General features: G+C 49.3%; 19 protein-coding genes. 5 read left to right on the top strand and 14 right to left on the bottom strand.

The annotated features are described in order from the left end of the window. Positions 1-366 precede the first annotated feature (366 nt). The 4 genes from Q7J08_RS05095 to Q7J08_RS05110 all read left to right on the top strand — a co-directional run bounded on the left by Q7J08_RS05095 (position 367) and on the right by Q7J08_RS05110 (position 3,979). Entirely contained in the window at positions 367-792 is a 426-nt protein-coding gene (locus Q7J08_RS05095) for a GNAT family N-acetyltransferase (RefSeq protein WP_304910617.1), read from the top strand. Next, a complete protein-coding gene (locus Q7J08_RS05100) occupies positions 779-1,681 on the top strand; it encodes a DUF2156 domain-containing protein (protein ID WP_304910618.1) in 903 nt (300 codons plus the stop codon). Before Q7J08_RS05095 ends, Q7J08_RS05100 begins: the two co-directional genes overlap by 14 nt. An 89-nt stretch (positions 1,682-1,770) precedes the next feature. Further along, complete coding sequence (locus Q7J08_RS05105; RefSeq protein WP_304910619.1) at positions 1,771-2,724, top strand: methyltransferase domain-containing protein; 954 nt, start codon at positions 1,771-1,773, stop codon at positions 2,722-2,724. A gap of 34 nt (positions 2,725-2,758) precedes the next feature. Then, positions 2,759-3,979, top strand: coding sequence for a hypothetical protein (locus Q7J08_RS05110; RefSeq protein ID WP_304910620.1), 1,221 nt, complete (start codon positions 2,759-2,761; stop codon positions 3,977-3,979). A gap of 6 nt (positions 3,980-3,985) precedes the next feature. On the opposite strand, the gene Q7J08_RS05115 is transcribed toward Q7J08_RS05110, so the two are convergent. From Q7J08_RS05115 to Q7J08_RS05170, 12 genes are all read right to left on the bottom strand, one after another. Further along, a complete protein-coding gene (locus tag Q7J08_RS05115) occupies positions 3,986-5,077 on the bottom strand; it encodes an MFS transporter (RefSeq protein ID WP_304910621.1) in 1,092 nt (363 codons plus the stop codon). Next, entirely contained in the window at positions 5,077-6,174 is a 1,098-nt protein-coding gene (locus Q7J08_RS05120; RefSeq protein WP_304910622.1) for a DNA topoisomerase IV subunit A, read from the bottom strand. The genes Q7J08_RS05115 and Q7J08_RS05120 overlap by 1 nt, the downstream gene beginning before the upstream one ends. After that, complete coding sequence (locus Q7J08_RS05125) at positions 6,167-7,969, bottom strand: DNA topoisomerase VI subunit B (protein WP_304910623.1); 1,803 nt, start codon at positions 7,967-7,969, stop codon at positions 6,167-6,169. Before Q7J08_RS05125 ends, Q7J08_RS05120 begins: the two co-directional genes overlap by 8 nt. Further along, entirely contained in the window at positions 7,953-9,185 is a 1,233-nt protein-coding gene (hisS, locus tag Q7J08_RS05130; RefSeq protein WP_304910624.1) for a histidine--tRNA ligase, read from the bottom strand. The genes Q7J08_RS05125 and hisS overlap by 17 nt, the downstream gene beginning before the upstream one ends. Before the next feature lie 2 nt (positions 9,186-9,187). Next, positions 9,188-9,517: an ABC transporter permease gene (locus tag Q7J08_RS05135; protein ID WP_304910625.1), complete on the bottom strand. Its 330-nt coding sequence runs from the start codon at positions 9,515-9,517 to the stop codon at positions 9,188-9,190. 141 nt (positions 9,518-9,658) lie between these two features. Beyond that, positions 9,659-12,133 carry a DNA gyrase subunit A gene (gyrA, locus tag Q7J08_RS05140; protein WP_304910626.1) on the bottom strand — a complete coding sequence of 825 codons (2,475 nt, stop codon included), beginning with the start codon at positions 12,131-12,133 and terminating at the stop codon, positions 9,659-9,661. Further along, positions 12,123-14,078 (bottom strand): DNA topoisomerase (ATP-hydrolyzing) subunit B, encoded by a 1,956-nt coding sequence (gene gyrB, locus Q7J08_RS05145; protein ID WP_304910627.1) that lies wholly within the window; start codon positions 14,076-14,078, stop codon positions 12,123-12,125. The genes gyrA and gyrB overlap by 11 nt, the downstream gene beginning before the upstream one ends. Positions 14,079-14,339: 261 nt before the next feature. Beyond that, the gene (gene hisH, locus Q7J08_RS05150; RefSeq protein ID WP_304910628.1) at positions 14,340-14,948 is read right to left on the bottom strand and encodes an imidazole glycerol phosphate synthase subunit HisH; all 609 of its coding nucleotides are present in this window, start codon (positions 14,946-14,948) and stop codon (positions 14,340-14,342) included. Further along, positions 14,935-16,353 carry a phosphoadenosine phosphosulfate reductase family protein gene (locus Q7J08_RS05155; RefSeq protein ID WP_304910629.1) on the bottom strand — a complete coding sequence of 473 codons (1,419 nt, stop codon included), beginning with the start codon at positions 16,351-16,353 and terminating at the stop codon, positions 14,935-14,937. The genes hisH and Q7J08_RS05155 overlap by 14 nt, the downstream gene beginning before the upstream one ends. 5 nt (positions 16,354-16,358) lie before the next feature. Then, positions 16,359-16,973 (bottom strand): DUF2284 domain-containing protein, encoded by a 615-nt coding sequence (locus Q7J08_RS05160; RefSeq protein WP_304910630.1) that lies wholly within the window; start codon positions 16,971-16,973, stop codon positions 16,359-16,361. Next, the gene (locus Q7J08_RS05165) at positions 16,970-17,392 is read right to left on the bottom strand and encodes an adenylyltransferase/cytidyltransferase family protein (RefSeq protein WP_304910804.1); all 423 of its coding nucleotides are present in this window, start codon (positions 17,390-17,392) and stop codon (positions 16,970-16,972) included. The genes Q7J08_RS05160 and Q7J08_RS05165 overlap by 4 nt, the downstream gene beginning before the upstream one ends. After that, positions 17,389-17,760, bottom strand: a complete 372-nt coding sequence (locus tag Q7J08_RS05170; RefSeq protein WP_304910631.1) for a Mov34/MPN/PAD-1 family protein — start codon at positions 17,758-17,760, stop codon at positions 17,389-17,391. The genes Q7J08_RS05165 and Q7J08_RS05170 overlap by 4 nt, the downstream gene beginning before the upstream one ends. Positions 17,761-17,792: 32 nt before the next feature. On the opposite strand from Q7J08_RS05170, the gene Q7J08_RS05175 reads away from it, so the two are divergent. Continuing rightward, the gene (locus tag Q7J08_RS05175; RefSeq protein WP_304910632.1) at positions 17,793-18,518 is read left to right on the top strand and encodes a M48 family metallopeptidase; all 726 of its coding nucleotides are present in this window, start codon (positions 17,793-17,795) and stop codon (positions 18,516-18,518) included. Positions 18,519-18,576: 58 nt separating this feature from the next. Here Q7J08_RS05175 and Q7J08_RS05180 read toward each other — a convergent pair whose 3' ends face one another. Beyond that, positions 18,577-18,912 (bottom strand): hypothetical protein, encoded by a 336-nt coding sequence (locus tag Q7J08_RS05180; RefSeq protein ID WP_304910633.1) that lies wholly within the window; start codon positions 18,910-18,912, stop codon positions 18,577-18,579. A gap of 47 nt (positions 18,913-18,959) precedes the next feature. After that, positions 18,960-20,777 carry an AMP-binding protein gene (locus Q7J08_RS05185; RefSeq protein ID WP_304910634.1) on the bottom strand — a complete coding sequence of 606 codons (1,818 nt, stop codon included), beginning with the start codon at positions 20,775-20,777 and terminating at the stop codon, positions 18,960-18,962. Between the last annotated feature and the right edge of the window lie 43 nt (positions 20,778-20,820).

Here is a 20,820-nt window from a genome sequence, read left to right on the forward strand (position 1 = left end):
ATGATTCGCGTTTTGTCCTCCACTTAAACAGCTCTACTATATCAGCATCAGATGCTTATATAGTCTTCGAACCGAATCCCCTTGGAGCCAGGCACGGAGTGCCAAGCCCTTTGGAGGTCAAATCCGAAGGCCTTGCGAGGTAACATAGTTACCCCCAATCACTTATAAACCCACCGAAACAGAGAAGGAACACACCCGGAGAAAACCAGGAGATTTCCAACGCAGATCGGTTGGCTTGTGAGGTAATAATGTTAGGGATTCCGGCATATAAAGACGCCGGTTTTATGAAGACAGCTAGACCATAAACATCATTATCATGGACCACGCAGACAAAATAATAAACACAAATCACAGGACAAAACACCCTTGTCAAAAGAAGAAATAACCCTTAGCGAAGTCCGTTCGTGGAACTCATCCGAAATCGTCGACCTTTATCGAACCGGCGGATGGTGGGACATGGGATGGAGTACAGACCGTATCGCGCAAATTCTTGATGGAAGCTTCATCCTCATAATCGCCCATGACAAGCAAAATCGCGCAGTCGGCATGGGACGCATGATCTCCGATGGAGTAGCTGACGGATACATTCAGGACGTGGTCGTCTTCCCCGAATATCGTGGACGCGGCATAGGAGAGCGCATAGCAAAAACGCTCAGGCGACTCGGATTGGCACACGGTTTGACATGGATCGGCCTCATCTCTGCACCCAAAAAAGAATCGATCTATCTCAGAGCAGGCTTCTCTGAAATGAAAAACTACACACCCATGCTCTTTGAAAATGAAAAGAACTGACTTCCAAAGAATAACCCTCGCGGAAAAACCCATCATCGATGACTACTTTCAGCGATTTCCCCAATATCACTCGGAACACAACTTCCTTACGTTATTCTCGTGGGAACACTACTCGCCCTGTGAATATGCAGTGATAAATGACCACCTGATCCTCTCTAACACGGTCAACGGCAAAAGCACGTGTCATGCCCCTGTTGGTGAATTTGACCCCATCATATTTGAAGAACTCCTGCACTTCGCCAAAAAACATACCGGCGACTGCGCTATTGCCTTCTATGAAGAGAAATATCTCCCGTATATGAAAACGCATCATCCCGAAACACCGGTGTATGAATCACGCGGATGCAGCGAATATTATTACAGAACAGAGGAACTTGCCGAACTCTCCGGACAAAAATACCTCAATATCCGAAGACAGATCAACCGGTTCAATACCAAATACCAGTACACGACTGAAGCTGTCACACCAGATATCATTACCGAGATTCATGAAATGCTCGATAAATGGAGCGACGCCAAAAACACCGAAGCAAATATTGTTCTGAAAGAAGAAGTGGGCGCTGCACACGCTGCACTGGACAACTGGGATGAACTCGGGTGTGAAGGACTGGTTATCCGGGTCCTACCAAAGAACAGAATAGGGGCAGTCGCCATTTGGGGGGAGATGAATTCCGAGACCGCAGTCATCCATTTCGAAAAAGGTATCTCCCAATACAAAGGTATCTACAAAGTCATCAATCAGGAAACCGCACGACTACTCCAAGGCAGATATGAGTGGATTAACAGGGAATCCGACATGGACGTCCCAGGACTCCGCGAGGCAAAACTCCGCTATCACCCGGGAAAGTGTGCCAAAACCTGGTACATCAAACGAAAAGAGATCGTATGATGTTGAAGGACGTTGGTAGTCACAAAAACGTTACTGATGCTTCCTGACCCCACAGATATTATTAGCCAGACCGCACATCTATAAAGCGGATGAACCTGTTGTTTGAACTCTCCGGAGAGAATCTATCTCTGGCAACTGCCGAACTATCCTGTGTGGGAAACGTGATCCGCACAGAGAATGGTATTGCCATCGTAGATGTTGACGATCCGGGAAGAACGACACGGCTCGCTCAGACGCATGTCGTAATGCGCCTCCTAGGCGAATGTGATGCCACAAAAGAAGACCTCGAACGTCTTCTTGAAAGCCTCGCACTCACAGCCCCCGGCAGTTTCTGCTGTCGGGCAAGAAAGATTCATCCAGTCACTGTCAATGCATCCCAACTGGAACTCGAGCGCATGATGGGACAAAAAATTCATGGTAATGTTGACCTCAAAGATCCCGATATCGAATACCGTGCGGTATTCACAAACGGTAGATGCTTTTTCGGGGAAGTACTTCACACCATAGACCGTGGGTCATATGCTTACCGAAATCCCCAGAGAAGAGCATTCTTCCACCCGGGAGTTATGATGCCTCTGATGGCACGGACAATGGTCAATTTGACTCATGTTGAACCCGGCCAATTGTTATGCGATCCCTTCTGTGGAACAGGCGGCATGCTCCTCGAATGTGATATGATGGGGATCGAAGCAGTCGGAAGCGATTATGATCCCGAGATGCTCATTGGATGCCGGCAGAATCTCCCAAACGGAGCTTACATCCGGGCCGATGCAACAAACATGCCTTATCCAAACGAAGCATTTGATGCAATCGCAACCGACCTGCCGTACGGTCAGTCAACAACCATCGGAGCTGACAGCATTGATACCCTCTACACCGGATCCCTGAAAGAAATCAGGCGTGTTCTCAAACCCGGAGGGAGGGCAGTCATAGTGACTCATACAGACATCAGACCTCTTGCAAAAGATCTCTTCGAGATCGTCGGATACTACGAGCAGAGAGTGCATAAAAGTCTCACGCGACGGATTCTCGTCCTCGCATAAAATAAACTATGAAACAAGAAAGCGGAGAGTTGTAATGCTCTCATGGATTAGTGAGCAGTTCAGCCACTACAAACCTGACCGGGCAATTGCTGTAAGAGCACTGCGTCACATGCGTCCAGCCGAACGCAAAAACCTCTTCTCGGAAGACATAATGCTGATGCGGACGGCCGAAGGATACTGGTTTGAAAATCTCATATACGAACAGCTCATCAGGATCGCGGAAAAAACCGATACTATCAAGAAGGTCGTAAGAAAAGGCGCCGATGTCCCAAAACACCGAGAAAAAATCAGACTCGGAGTGAACGGCATCTATTCTGCGGAAAAAGGCGATATCAGAGTCAGAGGAAACGGTCAGGATCTGGCAGAGGTGGATCTCCTCCTCTTCGATAAAGATAAACAGGTCGTATTCAGTGAGATCGTGACCAGTCCTGCCGATCTAAAGGACCTTGAAGCAGAGATCATCTATAAGAAAAAGCTGTTCGGCTACATGTTCAATCAGGAGCATGTGGGATTCATTCTCTTCTCATCCGTTGATATCTCCGGAACACAGGTCGTGCGAAGGCTGGTTGCCGATCCGGATAATGCGTACATTGGGACACATGAATGTGAAGTAATGAAATCCTGCCTTAAAGGTCTCCGGATCACATCCATCCTTACACATCCGGAAAAAAATCCGGTACTCACCCCAAGTGAGACCTTAAAGATACGCGACTTCGATTATAAAAAACTCCACGATGACGCACTCACAAAGCTGTTTTTCGCAATGGATCATAATATGTCGCCTGACCAGTACTTCTCAGACCCTTCTGTCTCCCCTCTCGTAAAAAAAGTAATCTGCGGAGGCTTGTACCCCTCGGCGATCAAAGCAGTGATCGCAAATTATGGTCTTCGGGTAAAGTCGGAGATCCTTGATGCCGATTCGATCATGGAAAACTACTCTAGAGTGATCCTCGCCGTAGATTTCCCCGAGATGTCACCTGTGATTTATCTCAAACCAAAGAAACAGCGGACATATCTAAAGATGATCCCGTCAAAAACGGGCGGCTTCAAATATGAACGTCCCACTCCTTCACGGGTAGGATTCTATTTATGGCTGGAGGCAACAAAACCGGCAATCGGGGCCGAGCGGTTACTAAGTGTGCTGCAGTATTGTAATACCCCCGTAAAAGACTGTGTCTCTGCACCCATCACTGCGCTTCCACCGGGCAGTGTTGTACCCAAACATCATTACCATCCACGAAGAAAACGGAAGTAAGAACTATCATCCTCTTTTTAACGTTGGAGCATAGCACGGACATCGGACGATGAGAAGACCGCCAACCAAAACCACAACTCCGACTAAAATAAAGACCCCAAAATATCCGATGGGAAGAACAATGAGACCAGTGATGAACGGTAAAGCCGCCATGCCTGCATACTGCATCGTCGTAAAGAGTCCATTCATCACGCCCTGGGGGTGAGGAGTTCCGGCGATATAATTCAGTACGGCAACCGATATCACGCCAAATACAGCCCCGACGAGGATCATACCTATAGGTGTAAAGAAGACAAGTGGAACTGAAATGGCAAGAACAACCGCTGATTTCCGGATAACCCCTAGTGAATCCAAAAGAGCGAATCGTGATGCGGCGAAGACGCATATGGCTGTAGCTACACTCATCAGTGCAGTCACAACTCCGGAAATTTCGGCTGAATATCCGGACATTTCCGGATACATACTCGTAACAACACCTGTAGCTCCCGCAAAAACAAATAGAGTCACCCAGAGCCATTTATGATATTGAGTGATCGAAAAAATCATCTTTACCGGTATCATTATGGAAATAAATCCATCTGAATCTCGGAAAAAGATTCCAATAAGAAAAGCAGCCCCGGTCAAAATGCCGAACACGAGCACCCCAGCATACGGATAAATTACGGCGAGTACTCCTGGAATAATAAGCCCAGCCACCAGACCCACATTTATCAAAGCAACAAACGTACCTGACAGTTTTTTATGGTCAACCTCAGAGTTGACGTAGGATAGAGCGGATGACACAAACATCCCCGTAAACAGACCTTCCAGGAATCTGAGACCGACCGTAACCACAGGATCCCCCACCAAAAACCAGATCATGATCCCGGACAAAAAGGTTCCGGCAAGCCCTATTTTAATGAGAGGAGCTCTCCCGATTTTATCAGATATCCAGCCGGCAGGGAACACCATGAAAAAGGCGCCCAAAAAATAAGCAGAAAATACTGCCCCCTGCATTGCGGCATCCGGAGTGATAATTGCCAGAATAGGCACGACCGAATTTGAAAGTGCCATAGTGGCAAAAACTCCCAGATAAATGGCAATTCTTGAAATATTCATCAGCGTTTCAGGACACCTATTTCTGACAGCATTGACGGGAGATATTCTTTCGTAACGAAATCAAGACCGCGGCTTGCAAATGCCTGCTGTTCAGACTTCAGATTCATTTCAAGCTGCAGATTGATCTCCTTCCTCCAGAAATCAGTCGCAAACCGCGGATCGGTCAGTTCCGACCTTAGTGCAGCAACATCCTGTTCTGTGAGTTTATCGGCAGGCAGATTGTACCGTTGGATATCCGAAGGTTTTACCCCGATAAACTGGGCAGAAGGCGTTGCCAAAAGTTCTGACATGTGGGCAGACTTGATCGAACCGTAGGCAACAGATGCATAAATACGGTAAGACCAGGGATCGCCGTCGGTGAAAACCACAACCGGGATGCCCAGTTCCTCGTTCATTCGTTTCAGCATACGCCGTGTCGCCCGGGCTGGCTGACCCTTCAGGTGAAGAAGGACAGCATTGTAATCTTCATCAAAGCCGTTTTCCTGTAAACGGGAAAACATACCACCTGTTTCGATGGCGATAACGCAGGAAGCATCATGATCCACAAGTTCCACGTTTTCCACATTATTCGGAATATTGTATCCGGCTTCTCCCACATCATCCTGACAGTGGATCTCTTTCATACCCCGCCTGGTATTTTCCCGGATGCGGATCGGGCCGAAAATCGAGGCCCCGTCCTCTTCCGGACGCATATGGAAAAACTCCCTCTGCATAGCAGTGATGATCTCGAGATCTTCGATCAGATAGTTACTCTCGTTCTGAGCTCCGAACTTCGCCTGCTTCCAACCCTCAGAGATGTAATACATTTCTCTTAAAGTCGAGGAACGGTTCTCCTGCAGCTGCGTTTTTATGAACCAGATAACATAGGCCATCTTGAGCATGTGCGTGGCCGACTTCGCAGTCCCGGCATTTCTGACGGACTCTTTGTCACCATACTTCCAGACCTCGGATTCATCATCATATTCGATATTGTATTTTGTCCTAGTAGGAAGAGTGATCGACGGGATCTCCCCGCTGTTCATCTGGTCATACCAGACTTTGGCCATTTCCATAAGACGCTTCTTCGTTGCCGTGTCTCTTTCAGTTGGGTCAGACATCCAGATCCACCACCACTTTGAGGTTTTCAGCCACTCCCTGCATCTCAATCATTCCTCCGCCAAGACCAGTATAGATCACTTCGAATACTTCACCGGCAGCAAGACCGAATTTCCAGATCTTCGTGTACTCGCCATCCATTTCAGATACGAATGAAGGAGGTACGGTCGCATCATCTGCGTTGTCTCCAGAGATATCATACAGGGATATTTCCTGTGATTTTGTTGTGTAGTTATCGATATGGATCATGACTTTCCCGCCGGCTGAGCTTTTCTTGAGAACCACACGACGCATGATCCTTCCCTCAATAATTGAAGTGTCTGGGGTTGGAAGCTCCACGATCTCACCGACCTTCACGGCGATCAGGGGAATCACCGAGCAGATCGCCCGGGCACGGTCATCCTGAAGTTTGTTCCTGTCGCGGCGGGACAGAAACATCTTTAGATCACGACCAAGTTCCTGAAGAGCAAGCGTGATCTCACGCTCGATTTCTGGCACTGCCGCGACGGCATCCTTTGATTCGCTCGTGAACGGAACGTTGGTTGCTGCCACATGCACGAGGATCATTATGGGGCCGGTGGGAAGTCCGGACTGTGAAACCCCATAGGATTTCCAGTTCACATTCTGAACCGCGTTTGTGATCGCACAGGCCCCCTGCTGATAGAGAAGTGGGACACGATTCGCGAATCGCAAAAGAATGGCACTTCCCTCCGGAGGAAGTTTTCCGCCGTATCCTATCGCCGCTTCCACGATGAACGAGTGACCGCCGTATACACTTCCTGGACGTGTCCGTGCCTTGATGAAGTCAAGTTCAAACTCCTTTTCCATTCCTTTCACGATAAGTTCGTCGGTGATTGGGGACAAACACTGTGATGCAGAAGGAGCCGGAATCCTGGTTGTCTGCATGGCATCAAGAAGAGGATTGAGCGATTCGAGACCAAGCGAGGCAACCTTTACTGCGGAATCAAGTTTTGCAGAACTGCAGATCTCAAGAGCGGTTTTCTCCCCGACCTTCGAGAAGCTTTCAACTAAAAACTCTCTAAGAGGCAGATCGGATGCGGTCGTCATCCGTTTTAAGACGCCAAGCTCTATGCCGTAGGGATGGGGTTTGATGGCCACTGGACATGGCGGGACCTCGGATGAAACGCGCTCAAAAGTAAAGGATTCGTCATCGATCTCAACACGGAATTTTGCGTGGGGGTTGACGATCGAGGTGTACTTCAGATACTCAATGAGTTTTTTCCTGGCAGCGATGTTGCTTTTGAACTCGAGTTGGACACGTGTCCCGTGAGGAAGGATCCAGTCTACTTCTTCATGGGAAAGAACTTCAGGTTCGTTTGTCTCTGTTTTGATGACAAGGGACATGGTATGTGCCTTGTTCTTCGCATCGGTTCGGGATGTTACAATCGTCGGTTTACCGGTGGTGAGCTGGGCATACAAAACGGCGGCTGAGATACCGATTCCCTGCTGACCGCGTGTCTGTCTGACCTGATGAAAACGTGAGCCGTAGAGAAGTTTGGCAAAAACACTCGGCATTTTTTCAGGAACTATTCCAGGACCATTGTCTTCGACAACAACACGAAACACATCGTTTGAGATCCGCCTGACCGAGACGAGAATGTCCGGGAGGACCTGTGCCTCTTCGCAGGCATCAAGTGAATTGTCGATCGCTTCTTTTATTGTGGTGATGATGCCCCGGGTTGGGGAATCAAAACCAAGCATCTGCTTATTTTTTTCAAAAAATTCCGCTACACTGATGCTTCGCTGGTTCTTGGCAAGCTCATCGGCAAGAACCATGAATTACCTCGATGGCAGATTCTAGTGGCATCTCAGTCTGGACTGCGGTTGTAAGATCTTTGAGTGTTATTGTTCCGGCATTTGCTTCTTTTTCTCCGATAACCACAGCAAAGGATGCCCCGGATTTCAGTGCCGAAGAGAGCTGGGCCCCAAACCCTCTGTCGAGCAGATCCATGACCGCTGTTATGCCTGCACTACGGAGTCCCGCGGCAACTTTGTAGGCCGGAAGACGTGTTTCCGGGGTACAGACCACCGCAACCACCGGTTTTGTCTCAGGCGTGAACTCGCCCAGTGAGACGAGGACCCGGTCGAATCCTATACCAAACCCACAGGAGGGAACATCCTTTCCGCCGAAAAGGTGGGCAAGTCTGTAGACCCCCCCACCAAGGATCTGGTTTTCCGCCCCGAGATTGTCGGCAAATGCTTCAAAGACCATCCCTGTGTAGTAATCGAGACCTCGTGCAATCCCGAAATTCTGTTCAAACGGAATGTTCTGCGCTTCAAGATACCCAAAGGTTTCCTCGATCCGCCCTTTTTCCGGAATATCTCCCGTTACTGCAAATACTTCTGAGAGGGTTTTTGCGGTGGTGAGTACCTTTAACGGCTCAAACAAATCAGAACGGTCAAGAGCTGCAAGCACAGTTGCAAGCAGCTCCATATCTCGTTTATCGAGAGCGGCCATTACCTGCTTCTGGGAAGGAGCATCCAGACCTGAAAGAAGATGTTTCATCGGTGCAAGATGTCCGATTTTCATAACAAAATGGACACCAGTACATTGCAAAAGTGCATAAGAAAGAGCGATAACTTCCGCATCTGCGGCCGCTGAGTCAGCACCGATAAGTTCAGAACCAAACTGCCAGAACTGCCGGTAGCGTCCTTTCTGCGGACGTTCATAACGGAAGCATTCCGCAAAGTAGAACCAGCGCAGAGGTTTTGGCGCCATCTGCGCTTCGTTGACATAGGCACGGAGAACTGCGGCGGTGAGTTCAGGACGGAGGGTGATTTTTCTGCCGCCTTTATCCTCGAAGGCATACATCTCACCGATGATCCCTTCGCCGGATTTTATTGTGAAGAGCTCCTGCTCTTCGAACATAGGGGTCACCACTTCGCCATAACCGAATGAAGCAGCGACGGCACGCATTTTTTGTTCGATAAACCTGCGCTGCGCCATTTCGATCGGGAGGAAGTCCCTTGTTCCGCGGGGTTTTTGTATCATATTTATTTTCTCTCCTGACGAGGCGCCGATCCGATGAACCGGGACCATGCAGATTCATTTCCTACCCATACATCCTCTTTCTTCAGTCTTGACTGAAGATACAGTGCAATCAACATACAGCCGACACCCAGATACATAAATGTAGTTTCAGCAAAACCGGCAAGAGCACAGCCGAACCACCCAAGAGCTGAGTAAAGAACACCCTGATAGGCAGCTTTCCGATATCCTTCTTTGCCGGTCCGGACAAAGATTCGGGTATCTCTTAGCCAGAGGAACGAAACGGAAGCTGCACCAAAGGCGATGATTATTATTATCGGGTCGATGTAGGACATGGATGCTGTACTATTTGGCGGGATTATGCATTAAAGATGTCACCCGAATTTCTCTTCTCAATGAGTATACAGTGGAGATCCAGTTGGATAATGCCCGGTATCCGTGATGATATGAATCCAGACTGAAAAAAAAGAAAAAGATCAGGTCCCGTCTTCGCCTTCCGGCAGGATGGGATCGATCTCATCAGGCGGAACAACGGCAACACCCGTGACCTTATCACCGGAGTCAACACGGATAACACGGACGCCTTGTGTTCCGCGTCCCTGGATCGAGATGTCCGAAGCCTGGGTCCGCAGGACAACTCCTGCAGCAGTCGTGATGATGACCTGATCATCATCCGATATAGCAAGGGAGGAGACTACTTTGCCGCGCTCGAAGTTCGCCACGATAGACTTCACGCCCTGCGTACCGCGTCCATGACCCATGAATGCATCGAACTCGGTTCTCTTACCATATCCTTTGTCGGTGATCATCAGCAGATACTGCGTCTCGACCAAGGTAAGAGCACAGACATAATCTCCCTCATACTTCAGCCGGATGCCGATAACACCCTGGGTGCCGCGACCGGTTGCTCTGACCTCATCCTCGGAGAATCTGAGCGCCTGACCGAACGCGGTCGTGAGCACAACATCAGAACTGCCGCCGGTAACGACCACATCGACAAGCTCATCACCGTCAAGGAGCGTGATACCGATGATACCCCCGGTCCTTGGCCGTGAGAACAGATCCTGACTGAACTTACCCACACGACCTTTCTTCGTTGCATACAGAAGATTCTTTTCAGCATCGAAATCGCGCATCGGGATGATTGCCGAAACTTCCTCGTCAGTAAGGTTCAGCAGATTTACGATTGCCTTACCCTTACTGGTTCTTGATCCTTCAGGGATCTCATACACACGGAGCCAGTACACTCTGCCTTTGTTCGTGAAACACAGCAGATAATCATGCGTGCTCGCCATGAAAACTTTATCGACGGAATCCTCGTCTTTTGTGGTCATGCCGATCACTCCTCTGCCGCCGCGTTTCTGCTGGCGATAGAGATCAAGAGGGACCCGCTTGATGTAATCCTGAGTCGTGAGCATCACAAGGGTCTGTTCGTCCGGGATCAGATCCATCATGTTGAAGTCGGTGTTTGCCGTGTAATCGATCTGAGTACGGCGTTCATCAGCATATGCTGAACGGACCTCGGCGGTCTCGGTCTTGACTACAGAGAGGATGTTCTCTTCGGATGATAATATCCAAGTGAGCTTGTCGATGATCAACTGAAGTGAGGTGGTCTCATCCACGATCTTCTGCTGCTCAAGGGCTGCGAGACGGCGAAGCTGCATCTTGAGGATCGCCTCGGCCTGAGCTTCTGAAAAGCCCAGCTTCGAAACAAGAGCTTCCTGAGCCACAGAAGCCTCCGGAGAGGCACGGATGGTCGCTATCACCACTTCGATCATATCGAGAGCCTTTAAAAGACCTGCCATGATATGCATCCGTTCCTCTGCTTTACGCAGATCAAAGAGCGAACGTCTGCGGACAACAGCAACACGGTGGGCGATGAAATAGCGCAGAAGTTCAGCGAGCGAAAGAATCTTCGCTTTCTTATCAACGATCGCCAGATTGATGATACCAAACGAATTTTCGAGCTGGGTATGTTTGTAAAGCAGGTTCAGAACAACATTTGCCTGAGTGTTCTGCTTGAGTTCGATGACAACGCGGATCCCGTCTTTATCGGACTCATCACGGATGTCGCTGATGCCTTCGATCACCTTTGTTTTTACAAGTTCGGCGATCTTCTCGATCATCGACGCCTTGTTCACCTGATAGGGTATCTCGGTGATAACGATCTGCTCGAATCCTTTTTTGCGTTCCTCAATCTCGGCAATACCTCGGAGAATGACTTTTCCCTGACCGGTCTGATAGGCATTGATGATACCGTCAGTACCCATGATCTTGCCGCCTGTCGGAAAGTCAGGTGCCGGAAGAATCTTCATCATCTCATCGAGCTGCATCTCCGGGTTATCGATGTAGGCATTGACCAGATCACAGACTTCTCCAAGGTTATGCGGCATCATGTTCGTGGCCATACCGACCGCGATACCTGTCGTACCGTTTACCAGAAGATTCGGGATCCGGCTTGGAAGAACATCCGGTTCCCGGGAAGACTCATCGTAATTCGGAACGAAATCAACGGTATCCTTGTCGATATCCTCCAGAAGAGACTCAGCTGCTTTGGTAAGACGTGCCTCGGTATAACGCATTGCTGCTGCCGAGTCACCATCAATCGAACCGAAGTTACCCTGACCATCCACTAACGTACAGCGATAGGAGAACGGCTGGGCCATCTTCACGAGCGTATCGTAGATCGCAGTGTCACCGTGCGGGTGATAATTACCCATCGTGGCGGCAACTGCTTTGGCAGATTTCTTGTATGCCTTATCGCTCGTGTTCCCCTCATCGTGGAACATGGCGTACAGGATACGCCGGTGTACCGGTTTAAGACCGTCTCGAACATCCGGGATCGCACGGCCAATGATAACACTCATCGCATAATCGATGAAGCAGTTTTTCATCTCATCTTCAATGTTGATCGATATCGTTTTGTGCGTGATGTTCTCTTCAGATGTCAAGGTTCTTCACCTCCCCTGCATGACGTTTAATGAAATCTTTTCTGGGCATGACATCATCTCCCATGAGTTTTTCGAATATTTCATTTGCATAACCTGCATCCTCTATCCTTACTTTCTTTAAGATACGGAATTTGGGATCCATGGTGGTGTTCCAGAGCTGGTCTGCATTCATTTCACCAAGACCCTTATACCGCTGGACCGAGATACCTTTGTCGCCAAACTCGGCGATTGCGAGACGCATTTCCTCTTCACTGTAAACGTATTTTTCCTGTTTGCCTTTGGCAATTCTAAAGAGAGGGGGCTGAGCGATGTAGATGTACCCCATCTCCACGAGGGGCTTCATGAACCGATAGAAGAAGGTCAGAAGCAAAATCCTGATATGTGCTCCATCCACATCCGCATCCGTCATGATAACGATATGGTGATACCTGGCACGTTCAGCATCGAACTTTTCCCCGTATCCGGCACCGATCGCTGTGATGAGTGTCTGAATTTCGAGATTCTTGAGAGCCTTATGTTCCAGTGCCTTCTCAACGTTAAGGATCTTACCCCTGAGAGGTAAGATCGCCTGAAACTTTCTGTCGCGTCCCTGCTTGGCTGAGCCGCCTGCAGAATCTCCTTCCACGATATATATCTCGCTTTTTGCCGGATCGCGTTCGGAACAGTCGGCGAGTTTGCCGGGAAGCCCGGACATCTCAAGAGACGTCTTTCTTCTGGCAAGTTCCTTTGCACGGCGGGCCGCTTCACGGGCATTCGCCGCATCAAGGGATTTTTTGGCAATAGCGGCGATAACCTTCGGGTTTTCTTCGAAGAACTCGGTCAACGCCTGATACACCATCGAGTCGACAAGACCTTTGACACTGCTGTTTCCAAGCCGCATCTTGGTCTGACCTTCGAACTGCGGGTTGGCGATCTTGACGCTGATGACTGCAGTCAGCCCTTCACGAACATCCTCACCGCGGACGGAGATATCCTCTTTGAGATGTTTGTTTGTATGGGCACTATTATTGATCGCCCGCGTAAGCGCCGAGCGGAATCCTTCCAAATGGGTTCCGCCTTCACGGGTATTGACGCTGTTTACATAGGTATAGAGTATCTCCCCATAGGTATCATTATACTGGAGAGCGACCTCCACCTCGATCTTGTTTGCCTCGTCGGATTTATCGACATAGATCGGCTCAGGGTGAAGGAGTTCTTTTCCTTCGTTTAAGTGAGTAACAAACTCGCGAAGACCCCCTTGATAACAGAAGGTGTCGGTGTCTCCAGTACGGTGGTCCTCGATCTGGATCTCCAAACCTTTATTTAGATAAGCAAGTTCTCTGAACCGGTGGGCAAGGACATCGTAATCGAACTCAGTCGTCTCAAAAATTGAGCCATCGGGATAGAAGGTGATCCGTGTTCCCGTGGTGGTTTCTTTTGCCTGACCAACCTTGTCCATCCGTTTCTGGCGCTGAAGATACTCTTCATCCGTTTCAGGCCTGCAGGAAAGCGGCTGCAGAAGGATGCCTTTTCCAAAGACCATGGAATAGATGTTTCCTTCACGGAAAACTTCGGCTACAAGACGTGTCGAGAGAGCGTTTACGACGGAAACACCGACACCATGCAGACCGCCTGAGACCTGATAGGTGTTTTTATCGAACTTTCCGCCGGCATGAAGCACGGTCATAACGACTTCAAGAGCGCTCTTGTTCTGCTTTGGCATGATATCGACAGGAATACCCCTGCCGTCATCCTCTACGCATACCGATCCATTCGGGTTGATGATGATGACGATATGTTTACAGAATCCTGCTAAGGCTTCATCGATCGAGTTGTCAACGACCTCATATACGAGGTGATGAAGACCGCGGGTATCGGTACTGCCGATATACATAGCAGGTCTTTCGCGGACAGGGGTTAACCCCTCCAGAACTGTGATGTGGGAGGCGTCGTAATTATCAGTCATCTAAATTTGGTTCTCCTTATCAATTGGACATATATTTGAGGGCGGTTTCGAAAATGGTTAACATGCTCGGAAGCGATTCTCAAAAATATATTTTCATTATTATATTAGTGCGGATTCCTTATTAATGTGGGTGAACCATAAATAGTATACCCGATGAAAATGGTCAGAATAGACAGGGAATCCGCCCTCATCCAAACACAGATGAAGGCAAAAAAGGAAGTATTTCATAAAGATGAAAAGGAGAAAATAACATCCCACTTCTCACTCGGTCATCTGAACATAATTCTTCAGAATCCTGATCCCGGCGTCCCCGCTTTTTTCCGGATGGAACTGAACACCCATAACATTGCCCGCACAAACGGCTGATGCGTATGATACGACATAATCGGTCGTCGCAATCGTAAAGTCGGGAGTTGTATCAGCATAATACGAGTGAACAAAATAGACATACGTCCCATCAGGTATTCCTTCAAACAGCGGATGACCTGAGGAAGAGATAGTGTTCCACCCCATCTGAGGGATCTTCATGCCGGGTTGTTTTGGAAACAGACGGACCGTTCCGGGCACAAAACCAAGCCCTTTGTGGAAACCGTGCTCTTCACTTTCCTCCAAAAGCATCTGCATGCCGAGACATATTCCCAGAAGAGGTTTCTTTGCCGCCTCTTCTTTCACAAGATCGATCAGGGGCGTGAGTTTGTTCATTCCTTCGGCAAAGGCCCCCACGCCAGGAAGGAGAAGCCCATCTGCCGATTGGATGATCTCAGGATCGTTCGTGATTTTCGGGCGGGCACCTGCGGCTTCGAGACCGCGGACCACACTTCGGAGATTTCCTAATCCATAATCCAGAACTGCGATTTCAGAAGTGCCCATCTATGTCACCATCTTCTTCATTTGTTTCACGGATCCTCCATAAACCTTTCGACGCCCATTCCTGTGATTTTCCGTTTGCATCCCCCCATGCTTTCAATTTCCGTTCCCAGTCAGCCCACATCTCCGGATAGCGTGCCTCAATATCCTTCATGCAGGCTATGTCGGACGACGGGCACATGAAACAACCGATTCGATCCAGACCAAGTTCGTAGAGTGGATTGTAGGGTGCTTTTTCCCGGAAAAGATACAGCCAGTCGTGCATAGCAGTCCAATGCTGGATCGGGGCAGCAGAAAGCTGGCAGGGAACATTCCTGTTTCTCCAGACCCTTGGACTCTGCATACGTTTTGCGGATTCAAACTTCCGTTGACCAATAAATGAAATAGCCTCGCCCCACTCATTTTCGATCAACGTCTTGACCGGAGTAAGTTTGCATGCGTTGCAGCACCACCTATAATCCACCGCAGGTGGGCCCAGCTTCTCGAATGCGTCCCAGAATCCCGAATCCCCCGACTCCTGAATAAGCGGAAGTCCAAATAGTTCAGAGACCTGATGGACATTTTCGATCGTTTCCGGGAACTCAAGTCCGGTATCCGCAAAGATCAACGGAAGTCTGAGCCCTGCCTTGAGAGTGATGAGAAGCATTACCAGACTGTCTTTTCCGCCCGAGTAAGAAACGGTCGCCTGGAGACCGGGATTTTTGGCGATGACATCATTTATGAACTCGATCGATTTTCTTTCATAGAGATCGAGGATGTTTTTATTTGCGGCAATTGCATCCTCCCAAGTCGAAGGAGCAACGTCCACCACTGGTTTCTGGGTCCGGCGGGTCCGAACAAGCTGACCGCGGGTCGCACCAACAGTTTCCTGATAGGACATCTTTGCTCTGCCAACTGCCACGCATTCACCTGACTCGGCAATGACGAAAACACTATCTCCTACGGCGATATCGGGAGATATAAAGGTAACGCCGGGTATCAGAACACTGCTTCCGTCCTTGATATACCCAGCTGCGTCATCAGTGACTCTGATAAAACGCTTGGTTGGCACGACCAGTGATGCCGCCGCTTCCCTTGGGAGGACTTCCCATCGTGACTCAGCCGGAATATATCTGATTGCACAGATTACCGCTCCACCGATGATGATCTCTTCCATCCGGTCCTCGTCAGGGACTTTATTCAGAATTGCTAGAAATCCATCAGGGATCAGCGGAACCCCGAACTGCTCTTCGAACAGGCGGTTCACGAGATTCCGGTCACGATCAAAAGCAGGGCGTACATCGCCCGGCGGAGTGACCGAGACAGGGCGGGTATTTTCTCCGCATGTGCAGAGTCTTCCCATGACCGGAGTGTGACATTTGTCACACCAGTAAAACGGCACGGGGGCAAGGAATGGGGAGTTTTTCATAATATTCACTCTATTAAAAGGAGCATGACGGTCGTCATCGGAGAATCCAGAACGGATCCGCCGTCAACCTTCGTGCAGGAGAGGATCTCTAGATCCCAGCCGACGGATGCGCAGGTGGCATACACATCGATCCCTGCAGCTTCCATACTTGGGCGCATCTTTCTTCTGTTCAGGCAGTCAGTGAGCTCTGCACCGTCATCTTTTGCAGTACAGTGCGTGCATAATCCGCACTGATGACCCGTATAGGCAAATGCCTTGTAAAAACCTGCGGAGAATGCCATCTTCTCAAGATCAAACATGACCCCCTGGACATAGGAGGTCATCTCACGGGAAACTAACCTCTCCGGCGTGGTTTCGCCGACATCGCCTAAAAATTTTATGAGGATGGCAATTTTGTATTCTTTGAGGACTTTCCGGGTCTCTGCAGGAGTTGGTGTATACGGAGGGCAGGAAAACCGGCGGCCAAATCCATTGCAGCCGTAGAAACACTTTTGTCGAACCCATTCGGCGGTGACGATATCTTTTGCAGGGATCATGGTCGCATCCCCGCCTTTTTCGACGATGAATCTGACAAGCTCTGATAGGTTATCCTGCTTTTCCTGTTTCTTCTCCTGCTTCATTGCGTCCGTCTCCTAACAGCTTCCTCGATGATCTTTGTCGAGGAGGTGAACGGCATCCCGGTGTACTCAGAAATGCGGACGACATCCGCACAGATACCGCGTTCGTTCATATCAGTTTTGAGCTTATCCTCAGACCATTTCTGATTGAATCCTATAGTGATAACTGCTGGATCAATCTCCCGAATCGGTTTATACATATCAGTATGGTCCCCCAAAACTGCGTGATCCACGCATCGGAGACTCTGGATCATTTTGAGCCGCTGATCTTCAGAAACGATCGGCAGGGGTTTGTGAACGACATTCTTTTCCCGCGCAACGATGACCCATAACTCGTCACCAAGTTTTTTCGATTCTTCAAGATAGTATATATGTCCGGGATGGAGGATATCAAAGGTCCCGGTGGCAACTATTTTTTTCATGGTATAACTTCCAGAGTTTTCTGCTTCCCGTCCCTGCCGTAACATCTCCATGAATTTTCATCGAAGGGCGCCCCGACGATGATATGACACTGACCGCTCTGTGCAAATGTGGTCAGATCCGCGTCGGAAGGAGATAAACAGCCATTCGGATGACTGTGTGCGGTCCCTGCGATATGCATGCCCAGAGGGATCATGTCCATGAAAATGTTTGCACTATCCTGTGAGACAGTAGTCCCGGGGATTGGATAGGTCACGTCGATGACGCCCTTTTCCATGCCCAGCATGACAATATATTCATCAGGAAAACTGGATTTACCCATCTCCAGAAGGAGTTCAAGTACTTCCTGATCTATGGCACGGGCTAACATTCAGTTACTTATATTGGAGAGTAAGAGAGATAATGTTTCACATTATGGTTTTGTCGATCGTGTGGAATGGACAACATATTCTTATTGAGATTATCTACTCTGATAGGAGACGGTCCTGGGCAATCGAAGTCAAAACCACAGGCGAGGTTCTCGTTCGGGTCCCTTGTGCCGTCTCAGAAAAAAAAGTGATGGAGATCGCACAAAGCAAGGCTGAGTGGATCGCAAAACAGCAGGTGAAATTCCAGACAAGAGAGAAGGAACTGCGCAGATATGCAGACGGGGATATGATTTCGTTTTTCGGGGAGCAGCTGATCATTGCACGTACCGCAGGCCCCTCCCGGGCGGAGATCTCCGGAGGATATCTCAACATATCCATACCCGATTCTTTTTCACCGGATGATGCCGAAATGATTGCCCGTGATGTGGTGATGCTTTTGTACCGGCGGCTTGGGACCACAGTTCTGGACGCATACGTGGAAAAGTATGCAGGTCTTGCCGGCGTGATAAAACCAAAACTGCGCATGAGACTTCAGAAGAAAAAATGGGGATGCTGTACACCAAAAAACGGGATAATCATCAATGCAAGGGTTTTACTTGCACCCAGAATCGTTGCCGAGTATCTGGTCGTGCACGAGATAGTACATCTCAGATATCCTCACCATCAAAAAGCATACTGGAGTGAGGTTGAACGGCTGATGCCGGAGTACCGGAAAGTCGAGATACTGTTGAAGGATGATGGATGGAAGTGGGAATTTTAGTTCCAGGAATTTTGCCCCGCATAAATTATGCAGGACTAAAAAATAAAAAAAATAATATTTATGCTTTCTTTACAAATACTGTAAGTCCGGTGGAAACTTCCACGAGGGATTTCCCATCAGCAGAGACAGTATAGGTGCCTGCGTTGAATAATGCGGAGGTTCCAGTGATCTTATAGGTCTTCTCTTCGACCTTCTCCCATGCCAGAGGGACGGTGGAGATGACACCAAACAGATAGAGGGTCAGAGTTCCGGTTCCATCATCATGGAACACAACGGGGATCTCGGTACCTGAGACGAGCCAGTCGCCAACGATCGGTTCACTGCCAATACATCCTGCAGCTCCCACAGAGACAAGCAGGACTGCAAGCACAGCTGCAATCAGAATTTTCTTCATAAGAATAGAAATGAGAGAGTGAAGTATTTCACTCTTTCTTTTTCCGATTACGCGGTTTTTATCTTCGCAACGTCTGCGAGATCAAGGTCGACAATGGATATCTCCTGCATATCACCCTTCTTGATTTTGCCGGTGACGGTCATTGGGAAGGTATCAACGAACTTGTAGTAACGCGGGATCTTGTGGCGGGCGATCTTGCCCTCAGCAAATGCCCGGATCTCCTCTTCCGTGATCGTCGTTCCAGGCTCTGCTTTTACCCATGCACAGAGTTCCTCGCCGTACTTTGCATCCGGGACCCCGATGACATAGATATCGGAGATCTTCGGGTGAAGGTGGAAGAACTCCTCAATCTCTCTTGGATAGAGATTTTCTCCGCCGCGGATAACCATCTCTTTCAGACGGCCCGCCATCCGAACGTAGCCTTCCTCATCCATTGTTCCAAGATCACCGGAGTGGAGCCAGCCGTCTTTGTCAATGACCTGCTTGGTTGCATTCGGATTGTTGTAGTAACATTTCATCTTCATGTAACCGCGGGCACATATCTCACCTTTTTCACCGAGTGAGACGATCCTTCCAGTCTTCGGGTCCGTGATCTTGATCTCGGTATGCGGGAATGCTCTGCCAACGGTCGCGACACGGTTCTCAAGGGTGTCAGAGGTGGTGGACATAGTGATTCCCGGAGCAGTTTCGGTAAGGCCGTAGACGATGACGATATCTTTCATGTTCATCCTGGTCGCGACTTCCCGCATCTTCTCGATCGGACATGGGGAACCTGCCATGATTCCGGTACGGAGACTTGACAGATCATATCGATTGAAATTCGGGTGTTCCAGTTCTGCGATGAACATGGTCGGGACCCCGTGAAGGGCCGTACACTTCTCCGCTTCAATCGCTTGGAGAACGGACTCGGCATCGAAGAACGGTGCAGGAATGACCATCGTGGATCCATGCGTCATGCAGGCCATGTTCGAGAGGACCATACCGAAACAGTGGTAGAACGGAACCGGGATACAGAGTTTATCATTCTCGGTAAAACCCATACCGTCACCGATAAACAGTCCATTGTTCAAGACGGAGTGATGAGATAATACGACCCCCTTCGGGAATCCGGTCGTTCCGGAGGTATACTGAATGTTCAGTGCATCATCGAACGAGACAGACTCCTCACGGTTTTCCAACTCGAAGTCGGAAACATACTCGCCCATTTCAAGAAGTTCGCTCCAGCGATACATACCGTTGTAGATGATCTCTCCCATGAATACGACGTTGCGTAAATACGGGAACTTCTCGGACCGGATCTTGCCGGGTTTTGCTTCGAATGCCTCGGGACATGCCTCGTAGAACATTCCGACATAATCAGATGTCTTGAACTTGCCCTGTAAGATCAGGGTGTCCACCTCGGATTGTTTGAGAGCGTACTCCAGTTCGAACGTCCGGTAGGCAGGGTTGATGTTGACCATCACGGCCCCGATTTTTGCGGTCGCAAACTGTACGAGTGCCCATTCTGCATAATTCATTGCCCAGATAGCAACACGTGTCCCGTGTTCCACGCCAAGCATCATAAGACCTTTTGCCACGGCATCTGTCTCAGCAAGGAACTCCGCCCAGGTGTAGCGAAGGACCTTAGACCCGACAGTGGTTAGGGTTCGTCCGGTCTCGCGGTACGAGTTCGGCTCGTCGGAAACGAGCCCTTCGTGGCAGTAATTTGCCGCGTCAGACATACACCGTTTACTGTAGGGATTCGGCTGAAAGGAGACTAGAGCATCGTTGCGGGGATATTTAGCCGCAATGCTGTTCAATACGTATCCTACGGTACTTCCCATAAGTGGTTTTTGGGAAGTCCCACACGCGTAGCTTTCAGACATGTGCTTACTACGTTAGAGTGGAGAATATAAAAAGCGTGTTACA

This window comes from Methanocorpusculum sp. (genome assembly GCF_030655665.1).
Lineage (GTDB): Archaea > Halobacteriota > Methanomicrobia > Methanomicrobiales > Methanocorpusculaceae > Methanocorpusculum.

Bases quoted from the DNA above. Each gene is read 5' to 3' on its own strand.
- Q7J08_RS05100 (WP_304910618.1), top strand. From the start codon at position 779: ATGAAAAGAACTGACTTCCAAAGAATAACCCTCGCGGAAAAACCCATC.
- Q7J08_RS05105 (WP_304910619.1), top strand. From the start codon at position 1,771: ATGAACCTGTTGTTTGAACTCTCCGGAGAGAATCTATCTCTGGCAACT.
- Q7J08_RS05110 (WP_304910620.1), top strand. From the start codon at position 2,759: ATGCTCTCATGGATTAGTGAGCAGTTCAGCCACTACAAACCTGACCGG.
- Q7J08_RS05115 (WP_304910621.1), bottom strand. From the start codon at position 5,077: ATGAATATTTCAAGAATTGCCATTTATCTGGGAGTTTTTGCCACTATG.
- Q7J08_RS05120 (WP_304910622.1), bottom strand. From the start codon at position 6,174: ATGTCTGACCCAACTGAAAGAGACACGGCAACGAAGAAGCGTCTTATG.
- Q7J08_RS05125 (WP_304910623.1), bottom strand. From the start codon at position 7,969: ATGGTTCTTGCCGATGAGCTTGCCAAGAACCAGCGAAGCATCAGTGTA.
- hisS (WP_304910624.1), bottom strand. From the start codon at position 9,185: ATGATACAAAAACCCCGCGGAACAAGGGACTTCCTCCCGATCGAAATG.
- Q7J08_RS05135 (WP_304910625.1), bottom strand. From the start codon at position 9,517: ATGTCCTACATCGACCCGATAATAATAATCATCGCCTTTGGTGCAGCT.
- gyrB (WP_304910627.1), bottom strand. From the start codon at position 14,078: ATGACTGATAATTACGACGCCTCCCACATCACAGTTCTGGAGGGGTTA.
- hisH (WP_304910628.1), bottom strand. From the start codon at position 14,948: ATGGGCACTTCTGAAATCGCAGTTCTGGATTATGGATTAGGAAATCTC.
- Q7J08_RS05155 (WP_304910629.1), bottom strand. From the start codon at position 16,353: ATGAAAAACTCCCCATTCCTTGCCCCCGTGCCGTTTTACTGGTGTGAC.
- Q7J08_RS05160 (WP_304910630.1), bottom strand. From the start codon at position 16,973: ATGAAGCAGGAGAAGAAACAGGAAAAGCAGGATAACCTATCAGAGCTT.
- Q7J08_RS05165 (WP_304910804.1), bottom strand. From the start codon at position 17,392: ATGAAAAAAATAGTTGCCACCGGGACCTTTGATATCCTCCATCCCGGA.
- Q7J08_RS05170 (WP_304910631.1), bottom strand. From the start codon at position 17,760: ATGTTAGCCCGTGCCATAGATCAGGAAGTACTTGAACTCCTTCTGGAG.
- Q7J08_RS05175 (WP_304910632.1), top strand. From the start codon at position 17,793: ATGTTTCACATTATGGTTTTGTCGATCGTGTGGAATGGACAACATATT.
- Q7J08_RS05180 (WP_304910633.1), bottom strand. From the start codon at position 18,912: ATGAAGAAAATTCTGATTGCAGCTGTGCTTGCAGTCCTGCTTGTCTCT.
- Q7J08_RS05185 (WP_304910634.1), bottom strand. From the start codon at position 20,777: ATGTCTGAAAGCTACGCGTGTGGGACTTCCCAAAAACCACTTATGGGA.